Source organism: Bacillus canaveralius, assembly GCF_002860125.1.
Taxonomy (GTDB): Bacteria; Bacillota; Bacilli; order Bacillales; family Cytobacillaceae; genus Bacillus_BJ; species Bacillus_BJ canaveralius.
In genome coordinates this window covers 1-23,862 of sequence record NZ_PGVA01000025.1, presented here as the reverse complement: position 1 = coordinate 23,862, position 23,862 = coordinate 1, and the positions used below count along the sequence as shown (strand labels likewise).

Sequence of the window (23,862 nt, the reverse complement as noted above, 5' to 3'; positions counted from 1 at the left end):
TCACACCTATTCTAAAGAGATTGGGAAGATTGCTCCAAAGATCATGGCCCCTAAGATCGCTCCGCCCGCAACAGGTTTTTTCCAGACATAGAATATGGCTGCACCAATAATTGATCCGATTCCAATTGGGATGGATGCACTTGCTGCTGAAATGACTATAAGAGGTCCCAGGAAACGGCCGGAGGTATTACCCGCACCCATCATAATGTCTGCTCCAAACGTTGAATTAGATTGATTTACCGTGAACTTTCGAATTCCAATAATGACATACCCCACAATTACTCCAAGCAGGGCTCCTGTAATTAATGCAAGAATAAAATTTTCAAGTGGAGCAGTAATCCCTGCTGCCAGCAATATGGCAGGGACTCCAATACCAATACCTGTTTGCAGCGAACCGCCAATGTCGAGAATCCCTACCAGTGAACCCTCTAAAATTCGGGCAAACAGGAAACTTGCTCCAAATGCAGCCGCAGCTCCATAGCCTGCCCCTTGTAATCCTGCTTCTAGCATTGCAACGATCGCAACATCATTAAAAGCACCGATTTTATAAACATAGTACATATGTGTCCCGGCAAAGATTCCTGATGATAAAAGAGCGACAAAAATCGGGAAGGACCAGTCCGCATACCAAAAGTTTTTGTTCATATCAATTTCTGCCTTTTTATTTATCTCATGTTCCATAATGCGAGCAGTTTGTGAGCTCATTTACTTCACCTCTAATCCTAATAATCTATGCAAGTCTTTCAGCCATTCTGGCGTATTAATATACATACTTTCTAATAGCTTTACATCGAATCCGCGGAAAAATGCACTTAATACAAATAGTAGAATAACAGAAGTAATCAATGTTTTCGTGACTTTATTCCATCCACTGTCATCCACGCCTTTACCTATTAAAATCCCTAATACAACACCAGGAACTGCATTCCCCATGATCAGATGAGCAGCACCTCCAAAAATCGTTCCCCAAAAACCGGATCGTTTTCCAGCATCCAATGCTGCAAGCCAGAAGATGACAGGCATTACCGGATTAATTAATAGATTGGCGGCAGGTACAAGTACTTTAACAGCAATAGCCTGCAAAGATTCAGGAATTGCGGATGCTGTAAGGTTTAAGAAAGCAACTACAATAATTCCGATGATAGCACCGGCAATACCCATTTTTTTAGGATTATGCAGGGTATCTTCAGGACGTCTTCCTTTGCGCATAAGAACGGATGCCGCCCAATTCGGGATGATCCGGTGGTCCACATCCTGTGTGAAAGCACCGGCACCAACAGAAGATGCCCATGCATTAAAGAAGAATCCAAGTCCGAAAGAAAAATGGGATGCAGCATCCCCGGCGCAAGCATTCAACTCCCCTAAAGTACGGAATGCCCCCATCCCCTGCACTTTCGGTGCGTGAAACATTCTGGCAGCCCCCGCTCCAACTCCTATACCTACAAGAGCACCGATAATGATCGATTTTATAGCTATTTCCAATACCTCCATGTTCCCCCTCCTATTTCTCTGTCATTTGTTGTTTTCTCAAAATACCATTTACCACTCCACCAGGTTCATCTATTCGCTTAAATTCAATGTCATTTATGTTTAATAATGTACATTGAACTGTGACGTCTAATACCACTTTGTAGGTCTGTCTTTTTCTCGGGAAGAAAAAGAGCATAAACCGTTCTATATAACTCTGTTCAATTGCTTTGACTACCTCTATCCCTAACGGTTCGATGCGAATCATCATGACCTTATGTTCGTCCAGGACTTTTTTTTGTATTTGTCCGAGGGCGAAATTGACGGCATGCTCTTTAGTCTTACCGGTTCCTTGCACTCTGACTTTTTGCTGAATCACTTTTTCCATGGTAGCTACACTCTAGCCTTCATATATGCTTCGGTGATGCGCTTTCCTAATTCCTCAACATCCATGAATCCGAACCCCAACACGCGTTTCCCTTCTTTTACGGCTGTAACACCCTCATCGATGGAACGCATTCCGTAATGGGCAGGATATCCATATTTTGTTTGTGCAGTAATCGCTCCTGCACCGCCACTGCCGCAAAAGGAAATCCCCAAGTCCGCATTTTCCTCTTTCATGATATCTCCAAGGCGCATATCTGCACCAACGCCATTAATCACAATCGCCTTTCCGCCTGCTGCTTCTACCCCTTTAGCTACATTTTGCCCTTTGCCTAAACGATCTCCGATTACCACAACAACTTGAGTCATAGCCATTCTTCCTCCTAATTGTTCATTTTTGCTGCTTCAAAATGTATCGAAAGTAAGTATTTCTCATTTTCATCTAAGTCTGAAAAAATCTCACAGACCTGTTTTGCCAAATCAATGGAATCGTCAGAAACATCCTTAAAAAGCAATGGATCTACCTGCTCAATCGATTCTCTGTGTTTGGAACGGTATACCATCCCTGAAATATGGGATAACAAAGACAATAATTGTGATTCTGTCATCTTGATGTTTTTTTGTAACATGAGCTGCTCTGTGAATTGCATCACTTCTTTACATAATTTCGGTTCCTCGCTTTTTTCATAAAGCTCTTGCGTTCTTAATTCCATCGTCCTTCTTGAATGCCACCTTTCCAGTCTTTAAGGTCATATATGGAGTAAGAATTTGATGGCATATCAATTCGTCACCTTCCGAATCAGCTAGAAGAGATTCCCCCTCTTCCAGGCCAAAGATTGTCACATCCGCTCTTGTGCCAAGCGTAAATGTCCCTTGTTCAGTTAATAGAAGAGTATCTGCAGCCCGCTTTGTAACGGCTTCCACCACCTCGGTTAATGAATACCCGAGCGCAAGTAACTTCGACATGGTAACCATGAGACTTCCAACAGGATAAGAGAAATTCTTCCTGTAGATATCTGTGCTAATTGTAAAAGCCATATCATATTTTTCCTTAAACCTTCTCATCGTTTTATAGCTAAAACTCGAGGTACCATGGCCAATATCAAATCGGACACCTCTTCCAATAGCGCTTGAAGCTTCTGGAATCAATTCTCCCTCCTCATTTAAAACTCCATGTTTTTTCCCATGAAATGCATGTGTAACAATATCCCCCTTTTTAAGAAGTGGGAATATCTCCTGTAAGTATGGAGGTGGATTTCCAATATGAACCATGATCGGTTTATGTAAATGGTCTGCAATGTTTCTTGCATGTTTTAGAGGCTGAATCCCACTTTCCTTTACAACAGATCCGCTCATTCGGGCTTTTAATCCAACGATATTTTTCTCTCTTTTGAAGATTTGCTCGGCTTCCTCAAGAGTCATCAAATCACGCAAGTTCGCAAGTTCTGAAAGTCCATGACATAGCCCCTTTCGGGAAATATTTATCAACGTCAAGATCTCAGTTTTGCTTGAGTTGATAATCTCTTCCTTGAGCAAACTGTAATTGTCAAAACCAGAACTGCCTGCATCCACGATGGTTGTGACTCCTTGTTCTACTCCTACTGTATCCGGTTCAATGCCCAATTCTGTGTAATCCTTAAAGATATGAGCATGTAAATCAATAAATCCCGGAGAAACATAATAGCCAGATGCATTGATGTACTGAATCTCTTTGCGATCCTGTGTCTGCACCTGTTGAATAGACGCAAATTTTCCGTTTAGAATGCCGATATCCATTTTTGTAATTGTTAAGGCTTCTGGGTCAATGACAAAGCCATCTTGAATGATTACTGCTTCATTCATACATTCACTTCCATTTTTTTAAGTATTGTAATAGAGTAAGAACTTCTGCATCATGGACATGCAAGTCTTTATCTTTCAAAATACTTCGGACCTTAATCATTATTTCCTCATCACTGTCTAATACCGGATGGTTGGTGTGGAAATACTGATCATATTGCTTATCAAAATAATACCGGTGAACCATTAAGAACACATGCATCTGAAAAGCATTTTTCCAATTTTCTTGTGATTCAATTGGAAAAGCTTCTAGCAATGCCTGGGCTACTTCAAAGCCCTTTAAAATAATCTCCTGGCTGATGGTTTCCGTATCATCGTGGCTGGACTGAAACTCCCGCTTCTCAATAAGATGATTGATTTCGTCTGCTTCCGCCCCAATGAGCGACTTCATTTGTTCTCTGATCGCCTCAATATCACGTTTTCCCGGAAGCGGTTCTACGACTACAACAGGGATACTTGTTTCAATAGGGAAAACGCTTACAATCATATCCACCTTTTCCTGTTCGCATATCTCTTCTACTTCAAGAAGGGAACAATAAGCGACAATATCCACTGCTGGAATTTCTTTTTCAACCCGGTTCTTTATCAGGCGGGCTACTCCTCTTCCTGTTGAGCATACATAAAGAACCCTTACGTTCCGCTTTGGCTTAAATGTACATTCATAAGATACCAGAAAGTGAAGAACGATTAAGGAGATGAAAGAATCCTGGGCAAGCAAATTATGCTGTTTTATATAACGACGACACGCCTCTTGAACGTTTTTAAAAAGCTCGGGATTGTTTCTTTTAATCTCGTCCTCGATCGGATTAATTTCTTTTAAATAAAGGGACCCGTTGTGGAACCTTAACGACAAGTGGGCAAGCAGATTGCTGTAAAGATTTGGATCTTTTTTATAATCTATTCCCTCAATATTGCTGACGTATTGGATGATTTTTCCTGTTACATCTACAGCATCCACCGGTTCGGTTTCTTTCTCGAGACTGCCTGTTACATAGAGAAATTCCTCTTCCAATAATGGCAGCTGCTGATCTGCCAGAACCTTTTCCATAACAGAAGCCACATAGTAAGATCCATCATCCTTGAGCTCAGATTGATCTAGAATACGATAGCTGCTGATGGTATGGCCCATATTTAGCCTAACAACCGAAAAAGTAATGCGAAACAGTATCTTCAGCAAATCGGAGAGACGAATTAACGGAGCCAATGAAGGATTATACAACTCCCTCATTTGGTTCTCAATTGCTATATAGACATCCTTTAATTTATCTTCGATAGGGAGGCCAGCATCCACTTCACGGTCTTTCTTTGTGATACGAGTCGTCATTTTATAAATCTCATAATCATCTAGCACGCTATAAATCACGTATTCAAACATCAACCGTATTTGAAGCTCTTCCCCTAATAGTCTGTATCCTGTCCTTTGTTTGCGTTCAAGAATCAACCCCCACGAGCAAAGAATTTCTTCCACATTATTCAAATCGCTCAAGATGGTATTCCTGCTAACTTCCAATGAATCAGACAGTTCGGCAGCAGTAATATACTCATTGCTTAATATCAACGTCAGGATAATTTTCCTTATGCGAACCGACTGGTCTGGATAAATATTGGAGCGTTCAAACTGAGAAAGGATTGTCCGCAAATTCATTCGGTCATGATCGCTGCACTCAATCCAAATCCCTTTATTTGTTTGTGAATGCAGTTCTTGCTCCTGAGCTTTAAACCACTCTCTTACAATTTCCAAATCATACTTAATCGTTCGTGTACTAACCCCATATTCCTCTGATAAATCCTTAATCCTTAATGGAGATTTAGCTATTAATAACTTGTTTGCCAGCTGAAAGGTTCTTGTCGTTAACATATCCTCACCGCTCTACTAGTAGTTGTTGCGTATAATCGATTATGACTTTAATTATAAAAAAAGGTTCCGCTACCGAACAGACAAAATTACTTCACCATTATTAGTGAAATTGAATTCATCAGAATTTTCTAAACACTGTAAGGCATTGCGATGAACATTATAAAATCACGGGATTGGGCAATGTTTATACTTTAAAGATGTAAATGTCCTAATAACTCTACACTTTGGCGCATACCAGGAAGAAATTCGCCAAGGATTGCGAAATTGGCAGTACTGTTTTTGAAAAGCATAAGGAAAGAAACAGGAGAGGCGCTAAGCACCTCTCCTCATTCCCTTTCTGCTATGCAGTTTCTTCCGGCTTTATCAATTCAAGCTGAACCGGTTCATTTAAAATCTTCTGAACCAAAGTATTATCTATAATTTCTTTATACCTTGAATTAAGCTGTTCCTTAAGTCTAAATAGTCTTTGCTGTGCTGTACGCACTAACTGACCATAGGTAACTACCTCGACTCTTCCCCTTTCTGGTTCTCCAACCTTTCGAACTTTACTGTTACCTAATCGAGAATCAACCTTATGAGCAACTACGTAAGCATTAATATATGGCGTTCCATCTAAGTAACCACTATTAAGTAGATCATCCACATAATTAGTGGCCTGATTAAACTCATCTCTTCCTATTGAAAACCCACCGCGTTTCAATTCAATGATAAGGACTCTTTTCATTATGGAAAGATGACTACTTTCTTCAAAATCCTCTGAACATACGGCAGATATTGTTGAATCTTCTATTATTATAATATCTGGTCTATTGCGGGCATTATAGAAAGCATCCTTTTTTACCGTTTTCCCAAATAGTTGTTGCATTGCATTAGTTAATGAAATATTTGAGGTATAAAGTGGTGAATCAAATTCCGGTCCAAATAACCACTTAGCCTGAACAACTAAGGGATGGAGAGTTTTTAGTTCATCTACATCTGAATCTGCTGAAAATCTTTCTAACGCCTCAATAACAAGTAATCGTTTATCGATTTCATTAAGCACAGCTAGAGCATCCTTGACAGTCCAGTCATCCAACAAAACATTTAAACCATCTAAATCTTCATCGGATAATAAAGAAAGTTTTTGTAATAAGCTTGCACCACTTCTTGATTTTTCAAGAAGAATAACCGCCTTTACAGCAGCAGATAAATACTCAGGTTGTATTGTTGGTTGTCTTTCCGTTAACTCTTCTACAAATTCTGATATTTCTACTCTACCTAGTGTATGTAACTGAGATAATTCAGAAAGGTGTTCAATTATTACCGTACGCTTAGTCTCATTAATACGTTCTTTCATTGCTGTGCGATAAAAAGAATCTATATAGCTCGCAACAGCTGTATAGATATTATCCATAAGTGGTGATTTCTTAAACGATGACCAATCAGGTAGGACTTCATTATACAAATCATCAGTTTTTACTACTATTGTGTGCCTTTTTGCAAAACTGGTACGACCATCTGCTAAAGATCGTTCCCCTAGATACCAACTTGGTTCTCCTACTAATCTATTTCCTACTCAAAATGCTACTCCATGCTGACGTATGGTTTTTGCTGATTTAGTCGAATCAACTACATAGATATCAAGTTTTACATTATTAACGGTTATTCGTTCATTATCAATTAATCCTTTATGCTCGGTTAAGGATATAGATTTTCCATTAACAAATACACTAAATTGTGGATCATGAAGAAATCGAGCAGAAAGTATGTCTCTTATGGACTCAGAATTTGGTAAATTTCTTTCTACTTTTGCACATATTTTTGTTCCATGATCACTACCGACTGATATTTCTTCTTGTATTAATTTAAATGGTTGATTACCACTAGAAGCTGAAACCTCAAATTTAGAAACTTTTCCATCCCTTCGTGTTTCGACAATATACTGATTTGCAAAGCAAAGCATCCCATGCCTTCCAACACCATTTCTCCCAAAAACACGGCGATAACCCATCTTACTGTCCGGTGGAAACTCAACCTGTTCTCCTTGATGTTTTAGCCGATTATATCCAAGTGTCATCCATCTTTTACGAAATTGTTCAGGGCTTAACCCTGTACCATTATCTTTAACTGTTATCTCTTCAAATATTTCATCTGGTATAGTTATTTCAACTTTTGTTGCGCCTGCGTCCCAAGCATTAGCAACTAGTTCAGTCAATGCTATGTCCGGTGAATTTGCCAAGTCCCCCAATGTACGAATTAAGTAATCCTCTTCAAAAAATGAACCTTGTATTAATTGATTATTTTCCATATTGTCCTCCTTTCCCAGCAAGTTTATCCTTAACTACTACTTAATAATTCTAATAATATCTAACAGTTAAAAGATTTGCATAAAAAAATAAAAATATAAAAGAATAAATCTACAGAGTAATCCATTTAGATTTCGTGTACGCTATAACTTCATGGTTTTTCGAAGAAAGTATACAGTATTTACTATTTTTCTTAAGTAGTAACCCGTGTTCATTTAAGGTTCCCTTTCCAATCTTACAATTTGATTCCCCCTGCTTTTTATGGGCACGCCGAATGAAAGGGTCAAATGGTTCATCCTCCTGCGTGGAACTACGTTTGCCCTCTAGGGAGCTTCTTTCAGAAAACAGGTCATGCAGCTCAGGTCACGATCCTTCCCGGAATGGTGCTGGATCTGCGTGACCGTCTTTCTTCCCTTGGTCAGGATAATTCCATGCATGATGGAAACAACGTGATTGAACTCGGGTTTTGACAGGGAAAGACAAGGGAAACAATGAACTTGATGATAGCTGAATAGAAGGTTACCATGACCTTAAGACATCTCCTTTTTTCTAGGAATTTGGGTAGTGTGGTAACTTTCCAATTCCATGAATAAAGGGATGTCATTCTTGTTTTTATAAGGTTTTCAAATGTAGACAAAACTAGACAATCATTACGACAAGTTTTTTGCAAGACTCAAGTAAATAATTGTTTTTTGTGATTTTCAAGTTCTTTCTCTGAATAATAAGTGAATACCACTGTGGGCAATTGGCATTAACCATTGAATTAATTCTTTTAAAACAAGGAATATCAATCTCAGATAATGAATGTCCTAAAATATCCAAGGCTTATATAATACTAGATATAATCGCTTTCTAATTCAACATAATCTATAAATTCTTTATCCTCTAATAAATAGGTTATATTACTTTGTATCAATATATTTGTACTGCTGCTCTCTGAAATCATGCCATCACCGGGATCTCCTTTTTCATATGTCGGATCGACTGTTTCAATACTAAAACTCACATTAATTTCAATATCAAAGGATACTAGCATAGCGTTTTCTTCAATGTCTAGAGAAACTTCATTTAAATTTATGCTATAGTTCTCAATATACCCATCACTACCCCAACCACTAAAAAATTCACCCTCAAATTCTGAATTCATAAGCATATCGTCAACGGTGGTTGGAAGGTAATCATTTCTCTCAAAAAACAGTGTTAATTCATCCTTTAACAATTGTTCATCATACTCAAAGTTATCAATAAAATAGTCTCTTAAATTGTCTTCTTCGCTTTCTAAAAATGCTGATAACGAATTATAATATGATAAATTTTGTACATCTTCAGCTAAATCCTCGTGGATACGGTTTTGATCTTTATTAGCAAAATCCTTATGATTATTTGATATAAATGCAATATTATCGGGTTCATTTTCATTACAATATTCCACTATACTTTCCCATATAATAGCGTCTTGAAAAGAGACTTTATTTTCATCAAATGGCTTTTTGTTATTAAAGTATTTGAATGATATTTTTTCCGTAATATCGTTTGATGTAGGGAAATCAATAATTTTTATGTCATTTTCTTCAATTGTTTTATCCAAGAAATTCTTATATTTTGCAGCAATCTTATCAGCTTTTAAATTTTCAAAATCGATTATCTCTGAAGCCTCTAGCTTTATCAAATCACTTTTTGTACTCTTAACCTTCTTAACAAGTGGCCTAATTTCATCTCTATACTTTTTTAGGATTTCATGATAATTGAAATTTGTAATGGAAAGATCAACTGGTTCATGTCGAGTATATTTGAGTAACTTTTTCATATCAGAAGATTTGAAAAAGAAGTCATTAAAAATTATATTGGTATCCAAAATTATTAAATAAGACATAAACAATCTCCTTATTTTAAGAATAAATCCGTTCTTAACTTCGACAAGAATAGCTATTTTTCCTTTGTTACCTTGTCAATAATTAATGGAGTATAGCTATTAGGAATGAAGATTATATATATTATTCCATCCTTTTCCCTTCTATTCAAAATTCTTTAATATTACGTGAATTACCTATCTTGTCTCTAGTGTTTTTAAGTAGTTCATATGCCGACTCCGGTAACATTTGAAACTGTTCAGGCCCTATTATATGTGTAATCACTTTTGTTAACTCTTTGTTTTTGTTCATTCCGACCAATATGCAATAGGTTGGCTCATCTTCATATAGAACTCTCTCCATTAAAAACCGCTTGCGTTGAACTACATCTTTAAATAATTTATTGGATGCTTGCAGTAGGAATATTGTAATAACAGGTAACTCACTGATCCTATCTTCTTTTTTATAGTTGAATGCCATATATGGGGTTAATATTGCTTGACGACTTTTAAATTCTAAAAGTTTCTTACTTCTTGATGAAAGAAACTCGCTAAGGTTATCTCTTGAATATGAGTCTAATAAAAGAAAGTATCTAGCAGCTCGTATACATAAATGATCCTTTGTGCTATCTAATAATTTAATTAGTTGTTCAAACATGAAATCCATCTCTTGTCTGGGTTTTGGTGCAGGCCCAAACAATATATCATAGAAACTTTCCCCTTCACCATCATTAAGGTCAGTATTGATTTTTCTCGCCATGTAGGCATCAATTTCATCTCTATGACTAGCAATAAATATCTCTTCTATATCTTCTTCCTTAGCAATCTCACTAATGCGCGTACAATAGTCATTATATGCAAAATACATCCCTATATGGTCCAGCTCATCATTAAGCTTTATATAAGGATTCTTAGTGGCATGACTCCTCTGATATAGATAATTTAAGAACAAACTAGGAGAATCAAATAGTTCAGGGTATACTCGCAAATCGTTAACGGAAACACACCAAACAGGAAGGTCACTATTTTGAATGAATTCTGTCTTTTCAATTTGGGAAGCTATTTCGTTAAAATCATCTAAAGTAACGCAGCAAGCTTGTATAAATTTAATATTCTCAATAGAAGTAGTAAATTTATAACGCTTTTTACTCTCTTTATGATAAATATCTATCTTCCCTGTCCTCTTGTACTCTTCAAAAAATCGAAGGGATTGTTCATATGGATTTTTAGCTAAATCATTTAATGATTTTTTGTAAGCTTCTTCATCAGAAAAGGGTGAAACGGGTGATAATGCTCCGCCCTTCACTTCTATAATAATCATTACATCATCAAATAGAATAATACCATCACACTCGCACCATTCGTTTTTTCCATTTGCACCAACTGGAGCTTTGTAAAAGACACTTTTAAACATTTGGGATGCAGGTAAGATGGTTTTAAATAATTTGAAAGGTAATGCCTCTGATAAATCCTTTTGGATGTCATTAATCCTATTTGAAATACTCCCTTTTTTCCTACGCATAGCTCTTAGAACTGTTCTATAAAAGTTATCAATTAAATTATCAATGGAAAAACAGTAATATTTATCTCCAACACCAATGAAGGGCTTATATTTTATCGGAGTCTCCTTTAACATTACTTGTAGGTCATTTTCGTAAAAGTCTTTGCATTCGCCTTGTTGAAGTGATAATTCCTGAATAAACTCTATAGGCCATCCTGTAATACGTTCAACATTAAAGTATTCAGCTATATTTAATAACACTTCGTCTGATATTTCTTCTGGTGAAGCACCACTATTTATCAAAGCTTCCACAAATCCCATAGTGCGTAAGTGTTTGCTAATTGCTAAAAGGCCTTCTACCGCTTCAATGCTTGTTATACCGAAGATTTCTTCCAAAAGATCCGTATAGGGAGACAACATATCTGTAAAATGCTCTTTTTCGAAAAACGGGTACAATGTTCCAGAAACGTTCATTTGCATTCCTTGAGAATACTTAATTAACTCATCCTTTGGTGCCATGTTTACATAAATACTTGCAGCAGTAAATAGTTTATCCAGTTCTTCCAAATATCCAGTTATTTCATTTTTATTTAAACATCCAGTCCCTTGATTTATATCATTGGTTACAATAAGACTTTGTGTGAAGTCTAGCAATTTGTTCTCATAAGGCTTAACATTACCATAAACCGATGCCTCTATGTCCCCAAAATGGTTAAAAAACTTTTGTCCATGCAATTGAATCATAGTCATTATCGGATTGCCTTTAGAAATTGTACTTCGAATCTTTGTGAGGCTTTCCTCTATGTTTTTCTCCAACTCTATTATTTCAATAAAAGGAAACACATCCAATGACTCATTTTCCTCCTTCATTTTCTAACACTCCCTTTTCAATTATAAATTCTTCTTCAGCTGGTTTTTTTCAGGCTCTAACTCTTTCAAGTTTATTCACCTGCTTCCAAATTCTTTAGATATTGAATCATTATTTTACAGACACCTCTGCAAATTATTCCCAACTGAAATTACTTTTACATTACAGATTATGTATCATTAATATTATACAGAATATTTCCAACAAATTACACATTTAAGAACAAATGTTCTGAAAATTGTTTATAATATCATGATAATTGCATTCTAAATAGAGCGGTGAACTATGGAAAAGAAATAATGGTTACTCTGTTGAGACCTTAATAATCAGAATTATTCATGAGAGAACTATTCTAACTTAGAAACCAGTCCCAACCGAAAAAACCCTATTTTATAAAGATTTATAACAATGAAAGAAGCTGTAAGTTCACAGGAATCAGTTTTTTTGTATTGCGGCACATATTCGAGGGCAATGCCACATTTAAAAGTACAGGGAGAATAGTCTTTGAAGAAAATGCAATCATGGACACGGTTGCTGAACTACAAAGAATTTGGCTGGTCGGATCCAGAAGACATCTTGATTTCCTGTTTATGCTAAATTTAATTTATCCGGATTAATATATAAAAGGACACCTCAATTAATATAATTCAGGTGTCTCTTCAAAGTTATATAATGTTTTTAAGCCCCAGTAATCTCTTCTGCATTTTTATTTATCTCATCAATAACCCCAGTAATTCGTCTTGCATCATCCATGTTATCTTTGAAAAGCTCAACGATGCTGCCAACCGTTTTAAAAGGCTCTTGCTGCAACACTTTCTTGTCGAGAGTTCCGTTTTTCACAACATAGTCTACAATCAATTTTACGAAACGGATTTGAGTAACGTTTAATCGTTCTTCAGAAAGAAATTCGGAAAAGGCAGCATTGGCGGCTTGCGGATCGAGACCAACAATTTGACGAACAAGTTTTGTTATTGGGGTCTCCCCAAAGTCCTTTTCGTAATCTTCTTTTGTTCCGAGTTCTTTCCATAAAATATTTTCAAGCGTGTCGACATCTTGGGCGGTCAATGGCTTATTGTGGTTCAGTTTAAAGATGGCCATTTGATCTTTATGTTGGATAAGATAATGATGCACTTTTTTCTTATAGCTTTGTAAGTCATTGACCTGGAACATCGGACCGCTTTCTTTTACTTCAAGTACTTCATCTTGGAAGTTCGTGTAGTAGATTTTTTGTGTTTCTTTTTCAATAAACTTGATTAGATCCCTTAGTGCTTCACGGACAGAATCCAGTTGAAATATATCGGCACTATCCCAAAATTCTTCAGTAAGCACTTTATCGATAACAGGCTTTTGTTCCATCACTTGGGGAATTGTGCCTAATTTCAATAATGCCTCAGCTGTTTTAATTACGCTGCGAATCGGTTTCGTTGCATTTTTCGTCTGCAGCTTTGCCAGTTCAATTGTATACATCACTAAATCAAACCGCTTGGCGAATTCATCATCATTCATTGGAACAATGATTGGGGAAATATGCTCTTTAATTTCATTTGTATCAAGTACAGATAGTGCATTCCAATTGTTTTTGTTCTTAAACTTCTCAACATATTGAAGATGCTGCTTAACACGGAAATTTTCATTATCAAGCGCCAGGACATCTCTTGTTATATCGTCCACCAATTTATTGCGATGGTTTATATATTCTTCAGTCTGATAGTCCATTGCCTGTAGTTCTCGAATAATATCGACTTTGGCATTAAACAGTTTTTCTGTTAAACTCTTGCCAACCTGGCCTTCCATGCCCTTTGGATTTGCTCTGAAAAATTCGAAGTTACCACAATAATCGAATATTAAGAAATGAGTTTTATCCTCACCAATACCCAATAAATCAGGGCATAGTCTTGTTCCCCGGCCAATCATTTGCCAAAACTTCGACTTCGAGCGCACCTTTTTAAAGAATACAAGATTAACTACTTCCGGAATATCAACGCCTGTATCCAGCATATCTACAGATATCGCAATTTGCGGAAGTCTTTTCACTTCGGAAAAATCATCAATAAGAGTTTGATAGTAATTCACACTATAATCAATTACTTGGGCGAAATCACCTTTGTACTCAGGGAACAAAACGTCAAAACGCTGTACAATTCTTTCTGCGTGATTATGATTTTTCGCAAAAATAATTGTCTTTCCCAGCTTATCTCCGCCTTCAACATGGATCCCTTTTTCCATTAGATTTTTCAATACCGTATCAATTGTATGATCATTAAATAACCATTCATTCAACGCGGAACTTTCAATGTCTTCTAGTACTTCCTCATCATCAAAGGTTTCCTCGAATCTTTCCTTTTCTTCATCAGTTAAATCGTCGTAGTGGATACCTTCTTCTAAAAACTTCATTTTCGTTTCTATGGTCCGGTAGTCAACTAAATACTCATCTTTAACAGCTTGATCCAATTCATAGGCAAACGTTGGCACGCCGTTTTCAAGATCAAATACCTCATAGGTATTTTTATCGATTTCATCCTTCGGCGTAGCGGTTAAACCAAGCAAAATTCCATCGAAATAGTCAAAAATGCTGCGATATTTTTTATAAATGCTTCGGTGTGATTCATCAATGATAATGAGATCAAAATGACCGACAGTAAATAACTTCTTGCCGTCTTTGCGCTTCGCCTCATCAATTGCATTCATCATTGTCGGATAAGTTGAAAAGACCATTCTGCTTTCTTCCGGGTTATCCTTATTATCCAAAAGATTACAGAGTGTTAAACCTGGCAATAGGGTATTAAAATTCTTATACGCTTGATTTAGCAATGTTTTACGGTCAGCTAAAAATAAAACATTTTTAACCCAGTTATGGCGAGCCAACACATCAACTATGGAAATGGCAGTTCTAGTTTTGCCACTTCCAGTAGCCATTACTAGCAGTGCTTTTCTTTGATTCCGTGATAAAGCATCACTAACTGCTAAAATCGCTTCTTTTTGATAATAGCGATTGCTAATCGAATCATTAATTTGAATATCTTGTAAAGGACGCTTCATCTCGCGGCGGTCCATTAACAAGCTTAATTCTTCTTTATTATAGAAGCCTGCAACTTTTCTTGGAGGATATGGATCATGCCATATATAGGTTTCAAAGCCATTTGTATAAAAAATAACTGGTTGTGTACCTGTCATTTTTTGAATGCAGTCAGCATATAGCTTTGCTTGTCGCCGGCCGATTTTCGGATCTTTGGAAGTTCTTTTTGCCTCTACAACAGCAAGAGGCTTGCCGTTATCGCCGAATAGAACATAGTCTACAAAGCCTGTTCCAGCAATATTGGGCATCCCCTCAACAGGGTATTCACGAATAATGTCTTTATTAAACTCCCAGCCTGCCAGCTTTAAGTCCAAATCTATATATTTGAGGCGTGTTTCAAACTCGTTTAACTCATCAACATGGAAGTCATAGTCTTTCGTATTGTGTTCCCGTTTCTTCGTCACTTTTTTGCGGAGATGTTCATTTTCTTTCATGACTTCTTCGAGCTTTTTGTCTTTCGAGCTTAATTGTTCATATAAATCTTTTAGCTCTTCAGGACGCACTCGTTTCTCTTCGCCAAATTGAAGGTGCGATTCATCAAAATCTCCAGCAGTAAATTCATCTGAATAACAGTAATCAATCCATGAAATAAATTGATGCAAATGGTGCAATGAGAGCACCGCTTCATCACGGGTAATTAGCGCATTGGTATGCACCGCCACATTTCCCAGCTTTACAATATACTTCATAAGAGGCAATAAATCTTCATCGATAATAGCCAGGAAATTAGCGTCATGAATTAAGCTTGAGAGATTATCTTGATAGGGAATCTTCACTGCACTATCATAACTATATACCCATTTAACTGCCAGTTCCAGCGCGCGACGAGACTGGATCGCACTGACAGCTGGACTCACAACTAGAGCCTTTTCTGCTTCAAAACAGGCATTAGCAAAATTTCTGTATTGATTTTTATCTTTTAGGAAGCTAAAGTTTGACATTGATCGCCCCTCCTTTTGTTTAAAAGTTAAAACTTTATCTTAGCTAAATAATTCTCCTTTGAAAGCTTTTTGCAACAGGGCATTATACATATTCTCTAGCTCGACAAGGCTTGACTGCATTAATGACTTCTGTTTTTCTATGTGTTGTACTATACTTGCAAAGTTATTTTGTAAATAATGTGGTGGTGAAATAATGGGTAACTTTTCTATTTGTTGTTTTGTGATAGCTTCTCTTGTTGCTCCACCGCTAGTAGCTATTTGCCATAAATGTTTTTGGTAAAATTCATTTGTAAACAAATAATTCAAAAAAATATAGCTAACCATATCATCTTTAACCCTAATAATAGATACATGCTGATTGACCCTTGCTGGTAATATATCATTAGGAACAATACAGCTTCTAGCTACAGAAGCTCCAGTAATATTTAATAAAACATCATTTTTATAAACCTCAACACCGTTTAATTTTCCTGCTTGCTCTTCGTCTATAAAAGCTAAATCTTTATAATTAAACCTATTGTTGTAAACGTTCATACTACGGATTAAACTGATACCATCAACTTTATAACTAGCATTACCTCCTATAGGTGTTGCTCCTGAACCAATTTTTTTAGTGACATCCTTACATGATGATATATTCCATTCTTTAGGATTAGAGATTGGATCCCCGAACATCTCCAAAAACACACTTTGAATTAATTGACCTAATGTTTCGATTTGGATTTTACGTTTCTCTATTAGTTCAAATACCGAATCAAGTATTTTAACGATCCTATGTTGTACTTTGATACTCGGTAACTTTATCTCTGATTTATTGAGGTAATTATCTAACTTTAGATTAATTATTCCTGTCGTCTTATTTTGATATTTTAAAACCGTTCTAATTTTGTGTTGATAAAAAAGAAAGTAAAATAAATATCTATTATCTACTTTTGTACTATTCGGTCTTAAAATACTGGTAAAATTATTGCATAAATAGATATCATCACCTTGCACATCAAAATAGACTACTCTTCCCACTGGTTGTTCAGGAGAACCACCAGACTTTTCAATAATGATATCCCCATATTTTAATTTTTTTTGATTAACTTTCTTTTGCTCAATATTTCGAGTTACTACTTCTTTATCTAAATCTAAATGCCCAACATTTGTAAAATTTGTAGTTCTGAGTACTTTTGTATCGTTTATGCCATTAGGTTCTTGACCCCAGTCACCAGTTATTATTTCATCAAGTAAATCGATAACTCTATAACTTTTCACTTAATAAAGCCTCCAACTCATTAATACCATTATTAACTTCTGTTTCCAAATCTTTAATTTTATTAACAAGTACTATTGGCTCCTCATAAACCATTTCTTCATATTCAATTTCTTTGTACTTATTGATTGATAAACCATATTCATTTTCTCTTAGTTCTTCAACTGGTACAAAGAATGATTGCTCTGTTCGTTTATGCTCTTTTTCACCTTCCAAATTGTTGAACCGTGTTAGAATATCCGGTATATCATTTTGTTCAATAGGACTTCGTCTATCATCTAATGAAAATCCATCTGCTTTCATTTCATAGAACCACACATCATCAGTTCCACCTGCACAGGTTTTAGTAAATATAATCACAGCAGTTGATACTCCTGCGTAGGGCTTGAATACACCACTAGGCATTGAAATAATCGCTTCAAGTTTATGATTATCAATAATTTCTTTACGTATTTGTTTATGTGCATTCGAGCTACCAAACAAAACTCCGTCAGGAACGATTACCGCAGCACGCCCACCCGGTTTTAATATACGAATGAATAGAGATAAGAATAGTAATTCTGTTTTCTTAGTTTTAGCTATTTTTAGTAAATCATTTGAAACAGCTTCATAGTCTAAAGATCCTTTAAACGGAGGATTAGCCAGAACTAATGTATATTGCTCTTTGTCCCTATTTATTTCAGCCAGGGAATCACGGTAATCAATATTTGGATTATCCACACCGTGAAGCATCATGTTCATTGCCCCAATACGCAGCATTGTTCGGTCCATATCATTTCCATAGAACATCGTATTATGGAAATGTTCTTTTAATCCTTGAACCAGGAACAGGTCATTATGGTTGTCTCGTAAATATTCGCTTGCAGCTACCAAGAATCCGGCCGAACCCATAGCAGGGTCAATAATAATATCTTCCGGAGTTGGTTTCATTAATTCAACCATCATTTTAATAATGTGCCGTGGTGTACGGAACTGGCCATTTGTTCCGGATGTCGCTATTTTTGATAAAAGATATTCATATAAATCCCCTTGTGTATCGCGGTCTTTCATCGTGATATTGTCAATGCCATCCACAATTTTGGCCAGCATATTGGCAGTAGGAATCATAAACATGGCATCACCCATATATTTCGAATAGGCTGATTCATCTTTACCATGCAGATTTTTTATGAATGGAAACACTTCGTTTGATACTACGTTATACATTTCTTCAGCTGAACCAAGTTGTTTGAAGCGGTGCCAACGCAGATGCTGTTTATCTTTAGGAAATAATCCTACGTAATCTATCCCCAGAAACTCCGCTTCTTTTTCCTTTGTTGTTTCTGTTTCATCTAGACCTTTTATAAATAATAGATAAGTAAATTGTTCAATAACGGTTAAAGGGTTCGTAATTCCGCCTGTCCAGAACGTCTCCCATATTTTATCTACTTTATTTTTGATTTCACCTGTAATCATGTTGATCCTCCCTGTTATTTTCCATTTCAATTATACTACTTTTATAACAATAGCAATAATAAAGCTTTATGGAAATTCTTATTTAATTGAATCAATTTCATAAATTTAACCCCTTGAACCCCAATGGTTCTGAGACGCAAAAAAAGGAGTACCTCCCCAAAATGTCGAAATAAGTAAGCACCACACAAACTTATAAGACTGGAGGAAAACTCCCTATGACTATTATACGACAAGGAAGCCTGTTTGGCTTACAAGAATTATATGATTTAGAACCTACCCAACGATTTGAAGCTATTTTTTCGGCTATTGACATAGATCCAATCTTCGCTGTGGTAACGAAGAAATCACGTTTGGGCAGGCCTGTTGAGCTAAACTATGCGGCTATGATTTACTCCTTGGTGGCCCGAATTTCGGAACGAATTCCATTTATTAAAGATCTAGTGAAGCGTTTAAAAAATGATATGATTTTCCGTCTTGACTGCGGGTTTTTAGTATCTGATTCCGTGCCATCAGAAGCTGCGTATTCAAGAATGTTAACGATCATTAGTGAATCAAATATCCTAGAAGAAGTTCAAGAGACACTTCTTCATCAAGCAATCCAAGAAGGATTTATTACAGATGATACAGTAGCCATTGATGCCACACATTTTGAAGCACGAGATCAGGCACCTCCAAAGGATCATGAGAAACCTAAAGAGGAACCTAAGAAACGTGGCCGCAAGTCCAAAGAGGAAAGGGAAAAATGGTTGATTGAAAAAGCCGAAAGGGAAGCCAATCTTTCTATTTTCGAAAAGAAAATCGAAGATCAATTGAACGTTCCTTTAGCCGAACTTCGCAATGAAATTCCTCAAGATCCGCAGTGGGGCGTGAAGAAAAATAGCGAAGGAAAAAACGTCTTTTGGTACGGTTATAAAGGGCACTTAGCTGTAGGGACATCCAGCCAATACATTTTGCAATCCCTATTCTCTTCCGGCAGCCTAAACGACGGAAAGGCAGCTATTCCTTTATTAAAGGGCATCCAAGAACGTGTGCCGCTCCCTTCTTTACGCTATGAAACAATGGATGCCGGATACGATTATGAACCTATTTATACGCAGATTCATCAAATGGGTCATCAAGCTGTGATTGCCTATAATAAACGCAATGAACCTGAACCTATTGGCTTTGATAAACATTTTGCACCCACATGTTTCAGAGAATATTCCTACCGCTATGATAGTTTTGACCCGAAGTATGAAACACTTAAATACACACGGCCAAAGGAATGTAAAGAATGCCCCTTAGCTAATGAAGGTCTCTGCCAAAAGATATACAAAATAAGGATTACCACGGATCTTAGAAAATACACAGCCCCAGCTCGAGGATCAAAAGCCTGGAAATCCATATTTAAACGCCGTACCGCTGTGGAGCGTGTGAATGCTTATCTCAAAGGATATTTCCAACTGGACAATGTTCGTTATCGTACTGGAAAACGTGCCAAGGTCCATTTTGACATCATTACATTAGTTTATAATGCTTCAAAACTAGCTGTTGATCGTATAAATGCTCAGTTAAATCAACAACAAGCTGCTTAAATTTAAAAATTTTAAAGAGAAACTAAATTCTGTAGGTCTGTGTTTCTTTAAAAAAAGGAATTATGAAATTGATTCAATTAATACTTTTTAACTAGAAAAAAATCAACGTCTTAAAAATCAAAAGAAACAATAGAAAAACAGAACAGGACCCTGTGCTTATGGACAACCGAAAATAACTCCGGCATACAATTGAATAAAGCAGGCAACCCCTTACCAGGATCCTGCTTCTCCTTTTAAAACTATCTGCACCATGCACTCCACATGTATGGCGTGTATGCGGCAACACATGAGATGCTAGGTCAGGATAATAGCATTTACTTGTTAGTATTTGCCCAATAAAACTGTACCGCGTTCAAAATGGGATATAGCTGATAAAGGTTGCTTTTAATACTGTCAGCTCCCAGTTCTAAAACAGTTCTAAAGCTTTCTTCAACTGTCACTCGCAACACGCAATGTTCTTGGTCTAATTCAAGGGATGTGGTATGGGCAGCAATCACATTGCCCACTAATTTCTCCCAAGCCTCTTTTAATTCGTCATTTGATGGCAGGTCGGTAAGAATGCCGAACCTTTTTGGATCAATGGATGCCAATATTCTTCGCGCTTCTGCATCGGCGCTTCCGCTAATTTCAAGGATATATTCCTTGGTAGCCTGCTTGATTTCCTCTTTTAACCGTTCATAGTCCATGGCACTGCTGTAACGGATACGGATTAATGGAAGGCCGCTCGCCTGGAAGATCGCATTCTTTTTAACGGCATTGGATTTTTGCGGTTCGGTATCCTGGTATTCACTGTCCTTTTCAAACGTAAGAATCGGAAGATAAGAAGTCGTATCAATAATGGCGAAATCCACATGGGCTTTGAAAAGATAATCCAATAGGTCAGAACTTATATAATCTCGGATTTTTTCGACTTGAATAATCGTTTTCAAGTCCATATTTGGGAAAACAAAATGTTGCGGGAACAGCTCTAGCAATACCCGATACAGATTGATTTCCGATTCGTGATAAAATATCGGTCGGTACATGATGGCTTGATTGTTCCGGATAATTTGCCGTTCTAATTTAGGGTCTACATAACTGGCTACTTTTTCACGAATCGGCTCTTCTAGCCTCCACCCCTTGTCGTCATGATAATAAATCAGCTCCATTCTTTGAAGATGATCCAGGTGTTTTTGTAGATAGTTGCCTTTGAAACTTGAAATATTTTCAATATCTTCCGTTGTGACTTTATCAAAGTCTTCTAACTTATATAAAGTAAAGCAAATACTTTTTTGCTGCTTGTCTGTTTGTTTAAAATAATTGTCAATTTGTCGTTTTGGTTTTTCTTTTTCTCTTTTGATTATTTCCTTCGTTTTTCTAAGGTTATTTTTGTAGATTTCTTCTGAAGGATTTAGTGTTGCAGCTTGTTCAAAATATGCCAACGCTTTTTCATAGTTTTTATCCACGTCTCTGTAAATAACAGCTAAATTATTTAAGGCAGAATCATGATTTGGTTTTTCTATAAGTAGAGCTTCATATAGTCTTCTCGCCTCAGCATGTTGATTTTCATTTTTCAGACTGTAGGCTAGCTCAAAAAGATTTTCCTTTACCTCATTCTCCGAAAAAAGTCCTTGTTGATAAGCTAAAGCAAGTAAGGAGTAAGCGTTATTTTCAAACCATTTAGAGATGTCTATATAAAAAATATCGTTAAAGTACCCCTTTTTGTATGCAGGAGAAGTGCTTTCATACAACAGCTTTGTAAACAAACTACGGTCTGAAGGTGTTGGGGTCCACATCATCGTAATGTCAGAGAAGACTTTAGCTAGTGCGGAACCATGTGCTTCACAGAAGGTTTTATTCATTTGATTTAAAATATAACTGCACTTATCAACCAACTTAGAGAATTCTATTTTGTTCTCCGCAACACCTATAATGAGCGATACATATTGAATAACCAAATAACCCAAATGAGTCAGACGTTTGGATTTTTTATAATTGGTATAAAAGATTTTTACTTTTTGATAAAGAGAAAGATTATTAGGGTTTTCCATAAGAAATTCACGTATCAGCCATTTGGCAAGTGTAATCCAAAAGGTTGTTTCCTCTTCTGGTGTCATGGTTTCTTTCCATTGGTAATGGGTATCGATCAATATGTCAATGAAAGACGCCTCGTCAGTGTAGCCTAAGCCACTAAAGCTTTTAAACCATTTTAAAACGTGCCCGAGGGATTGAACCTGTTCTTCGGAAAGCCCCTTTAAATAATGTTGGATAGAAAAATAATTCGTAATTAAACATTCACTTGATAACCAAATTCGTTCTTTCTTTTCCACATCCTTTTCTTGAAAAAAGGATGATGCCAAATTAGGAATGATTTTTTGATAGATTGAATCTCCTAATGCAAATTCTTTAATTTCCAAGCTAAAGTAAACCATTCTTTCTACAAGCTCAATAAATTCTTCCATAGCTTCGTTTTTAATGGAGCTTTTATCGATAATGGTTATATTCACAATCGTTTCCTCAATGGTATTTTTGAGACAACTAGGGTCATTGATTTCGCGGTATTTATTGAAACTTTCTGTCAGTTTTGTATTATATGTTTCGATTAATGGAAGTGTCTCTTCCATATCCGTTTCCCCCTACTTTTTTAATGGACGAACCTATTTTACCATTATTATAATAAAAGATTAAGAAAGATCTGTTCTGTGAACATAATAGACTGATTACCAACATTATTTTTACCTTCTCTAAAAACCAAATATACATTTTTCCAAATCACTTGATTTTTAAGAGTTTTTATAAAGGGAGTGGTTCAGTAATTCACTCAAATTGATATCCATTTTATATTGACAAAAATCTAAACAACTTCCCATGCCTTACGAATTAACGCCTCAGATTCTGATCCTCTTGTTGGGAAAATCACTTTAATCATGAAGGTGATGTCCATTTTTATACAACTTAGTAAATCTAATGCAAGAAACACGAAAAGGCAACTCCATAAGGGTTAGTTGCCTTCTTTTAAAACTAGTTGCGACACGCACTCCACATGTGTCGAGTATATTTCACAGACAACTAATAAGAATTATGGTGACTATACTACTTAATCTTTAGGGCGGTAAATATGAACCGCTCCTTTTAAATTTTTGCACTAAAAGACATCATACCACTAATACCTTTATAGCCCTACCCACTACCGAATGAATTGTTTAGGTTCTAAGCAAGAACCGTAACCCTTGTCCCCTCCGTACCATATTTTCACAAATTAATCCTGTACGTCATCCCTTACCTACCGCAATTATAACCTTTAAAATGGGTGTCCCTTTTCTCTTTTATTATTTTTTACTAATACCTTTAATTGCTCCGTTAGTATCTGCGAACATTTATACCTAGATACCTTCATTTTTCTTTATAAAACATCTACGTTCGCCCTGCCCCAATGCCTAAAATATATTTTCTTATGACGTACAACTGTAAACAGCCACTTTATTTCCTCTAAAAAGTGGGGCATTTTTTCAAATTTCTACAGATTAA

16 protein-coding genes are annotated in these 23,862 nt (G+C 36.4%); 1 reads left to right on the top strand and 15 read right to left on the bottom strand.

Going from position 1 to position 23,862, the window contains the following annotated elements:
• Positions 1-6 precede the first annotated feature (6 nt).
• From CU635_RS11330 to CU635_RS11265, 14 genes are all read right to left on the bottom strand, one after another.
• Positions 7-645 (bottom strand): DUF4310 family protein, encoded by a 639-nt coding sequence (locus tag CU635_RS11330; protein WP_101661956.1) that lies wholly within the window; start codon positions 643-645, stop codon positions 7-9.
• Between the two features lie 60 nt (positions 646-705).
• Positions 706-1,491 (bottom strand): DUF4311 domain-containing protein, encoded by a 786-nt coding sequence (locus CU635_RS11325; protein WP_101577487.1) that lies wholly within the window; start codon positions 1,489-1,491, stop codon positions 706-708.
• Between the two features lie 10 nt (positions 1,492-1,501).
• Positions 1,502-1,855, bottom strand: coding sequence for a DUF4312 family protein (locus CU635_RS11320; RefSeq protein WP_101577486.1), 354 nt, complete (start codon positions 1,853-1,855; stop codon positions 1,502-1,504).
• A gap of 5 nt (positions 1,856-1,860) precedes the next feature.
• Complete coding sequence (locus tag CU635_RS11315; protein ID WP_101577485.1) at positions 1,861-2,220, bottom strand: glycine-rich SFCGS family protein; 360 nt, start codon at positions 2,218-2,220, stop codon at positions 1,861-1,863.
• Between the two features lie 14 nt (positions 2,221-2,234).
• On the bottom strand, positions 2,235-2,564 hold the full coding sequence (locus CU635_RS11310; RefSeq protein ID WP_101577484.1) for a PRD domain-containing protein: 330 nt from the start codon (positions 2,562-2,564) through the stop codon (positions 2,235-2,237).
• A complete protein-coding gene (locus tag CU635_RS11305) occupies positions 2,536-3,693 on the bottom strand; it encodes an amidohydrolase/deacetylase family metallohydrolase (protein ID WP_101577483.1) in 1,158 nt (385 codons plus the stop codon). Before CU635_RS11305 ends, CU635_RS11310 begins: the two co-directional genes overlap by 29 nt.
• Positions 3,694-3,697: 4 nt before the next feature.
• Positions 3,698-5,548 carry a BglG family transcription antiterminator gene (locus tag CU635_RS11300; protein WP_101577482.1) on the bottom strand — a complete coding sequence of 617 codons (1,851 nt, stop codon included), beginning with the start codon at positions 5,546-5,548 and terminating at the stop codon, positions 3,698-3,700.
• A 340-nt stretch (positions 5,549-5,888) separates the two neighbouring features.
• Positions 5,889-6,941 carry a hypothetical protein gene (locus CU635_RS11295; protein WP_101577481.1) on the bottom strand — a complete coding sequence of 351 codons (1,053 nt, stop codon included), beginning with the start codon at positions 6,939-6,941 and terminating at the stop codon, positions 5,889-5,891.
• A 162-nt stretch (positions 6,942-7,103) separates the two neighbouring features.
• Positions 7,104-7,835, bottom strand: a complete 732-nt coding sequence (locus CU635_RS11290) for an ATP-binding protein (protein ID WP_101577480.1) — start codon at positions 7,833-7,835, stop codon at positions 7,104-7,106.
• 833 nt (positions 7,836-8,668) lie between these two features.
• Entirely contained in the window at positions 8,669-9,706 is a 1,038-nt protein-coding gene (locus CU635_RS11285; RefSeq protein ID WP_101577479.1) for a PIN domain-containing protein, read from the bottom strand.
• A 145-nt stretch (positions 9,707-9,851) separates the two neighbouring features.
• Positions 9,852-12,053: a hypothetical protein gene (locus tag CU635_RS11280; RefSeq protein ID WP_101577478.1), complete on the bottom strand. Its 2,202-nt coding sequence runs from the start codon at positions 12,051-12,053 to the stop codon at positions 9,852-9,854.
• 676 nt (positions 12,054-12,729) lie between these two features.
• A complete protein-coding gene (locus tag CU635_RS11275) occupies positions 12,730-16,068 on the bottom strand; it encodes a DEAD/DEAH box helicase family protein (RefSeq protein ID WP_101577477.1) in 3,339 nt (1,112 codons plus the stop codon).
• A 39-nt stretch (positions 16,069-16,107) separates the two neighbouring features.
• Positions 16,108-17,328: a restriction endonuclease subunit S gene (locus CU635_RS11270; RefSeq protein WP_101577476.1), complete on the bottom strand. Its 1,221-nt coding sequence runs from the start codon at positions 17,326-17,328 to the stop codon at positions 16,108-16,110.
• Entirely contained in the window at positions 17,315-18,781 is a 1,467-nt protein-coding gene (locus tag CU635_RS11265) for a type I restriction-modification system subunit M (protein WP_101577475.1), read from the bottom strand. Before CU635_RS11265 ends, CU635_RS11270 begins: the two co-directional genes overlap by 14 nt.
• Before the next feature lie 215 nt (positions 18,782-18,996).
• On the opposite strand from CU635_RS11265, the gene CU635_RS11260 reads away from it, so the two are divergent.
• On the top strand, positions 18,997-20,355 hold the full coding sequence (locus CU635_RS11260) for an IS1182 family transposase (protein ID WP_101577474.1): 1,359 nt from the start codon (positions 18,997-18,999) through the stop codon (positions 20,353-20,355).
• 314 nt (positions 20,356-20,669) lie between these two features.
• Here CU635_RS11260 and CU635_RS11255 read toward each other — a convergent pair whose 3' ends face one another.
• Positions 20,670-22,958 carry a DUF2726 domain-containing protein gene (locus tag CU635_RS11255; protein ID WP_101577473.1) on the bottom strand — a complete coding sequence of 763 codons (2,289 nt, stop codon included), beginning with the start codon at positions 22,956-22,958 and terminating at the stop codon, positions 20,670-20,672.
• Positions 22,959-23,862: the final 904 nt, after the last annotated feature.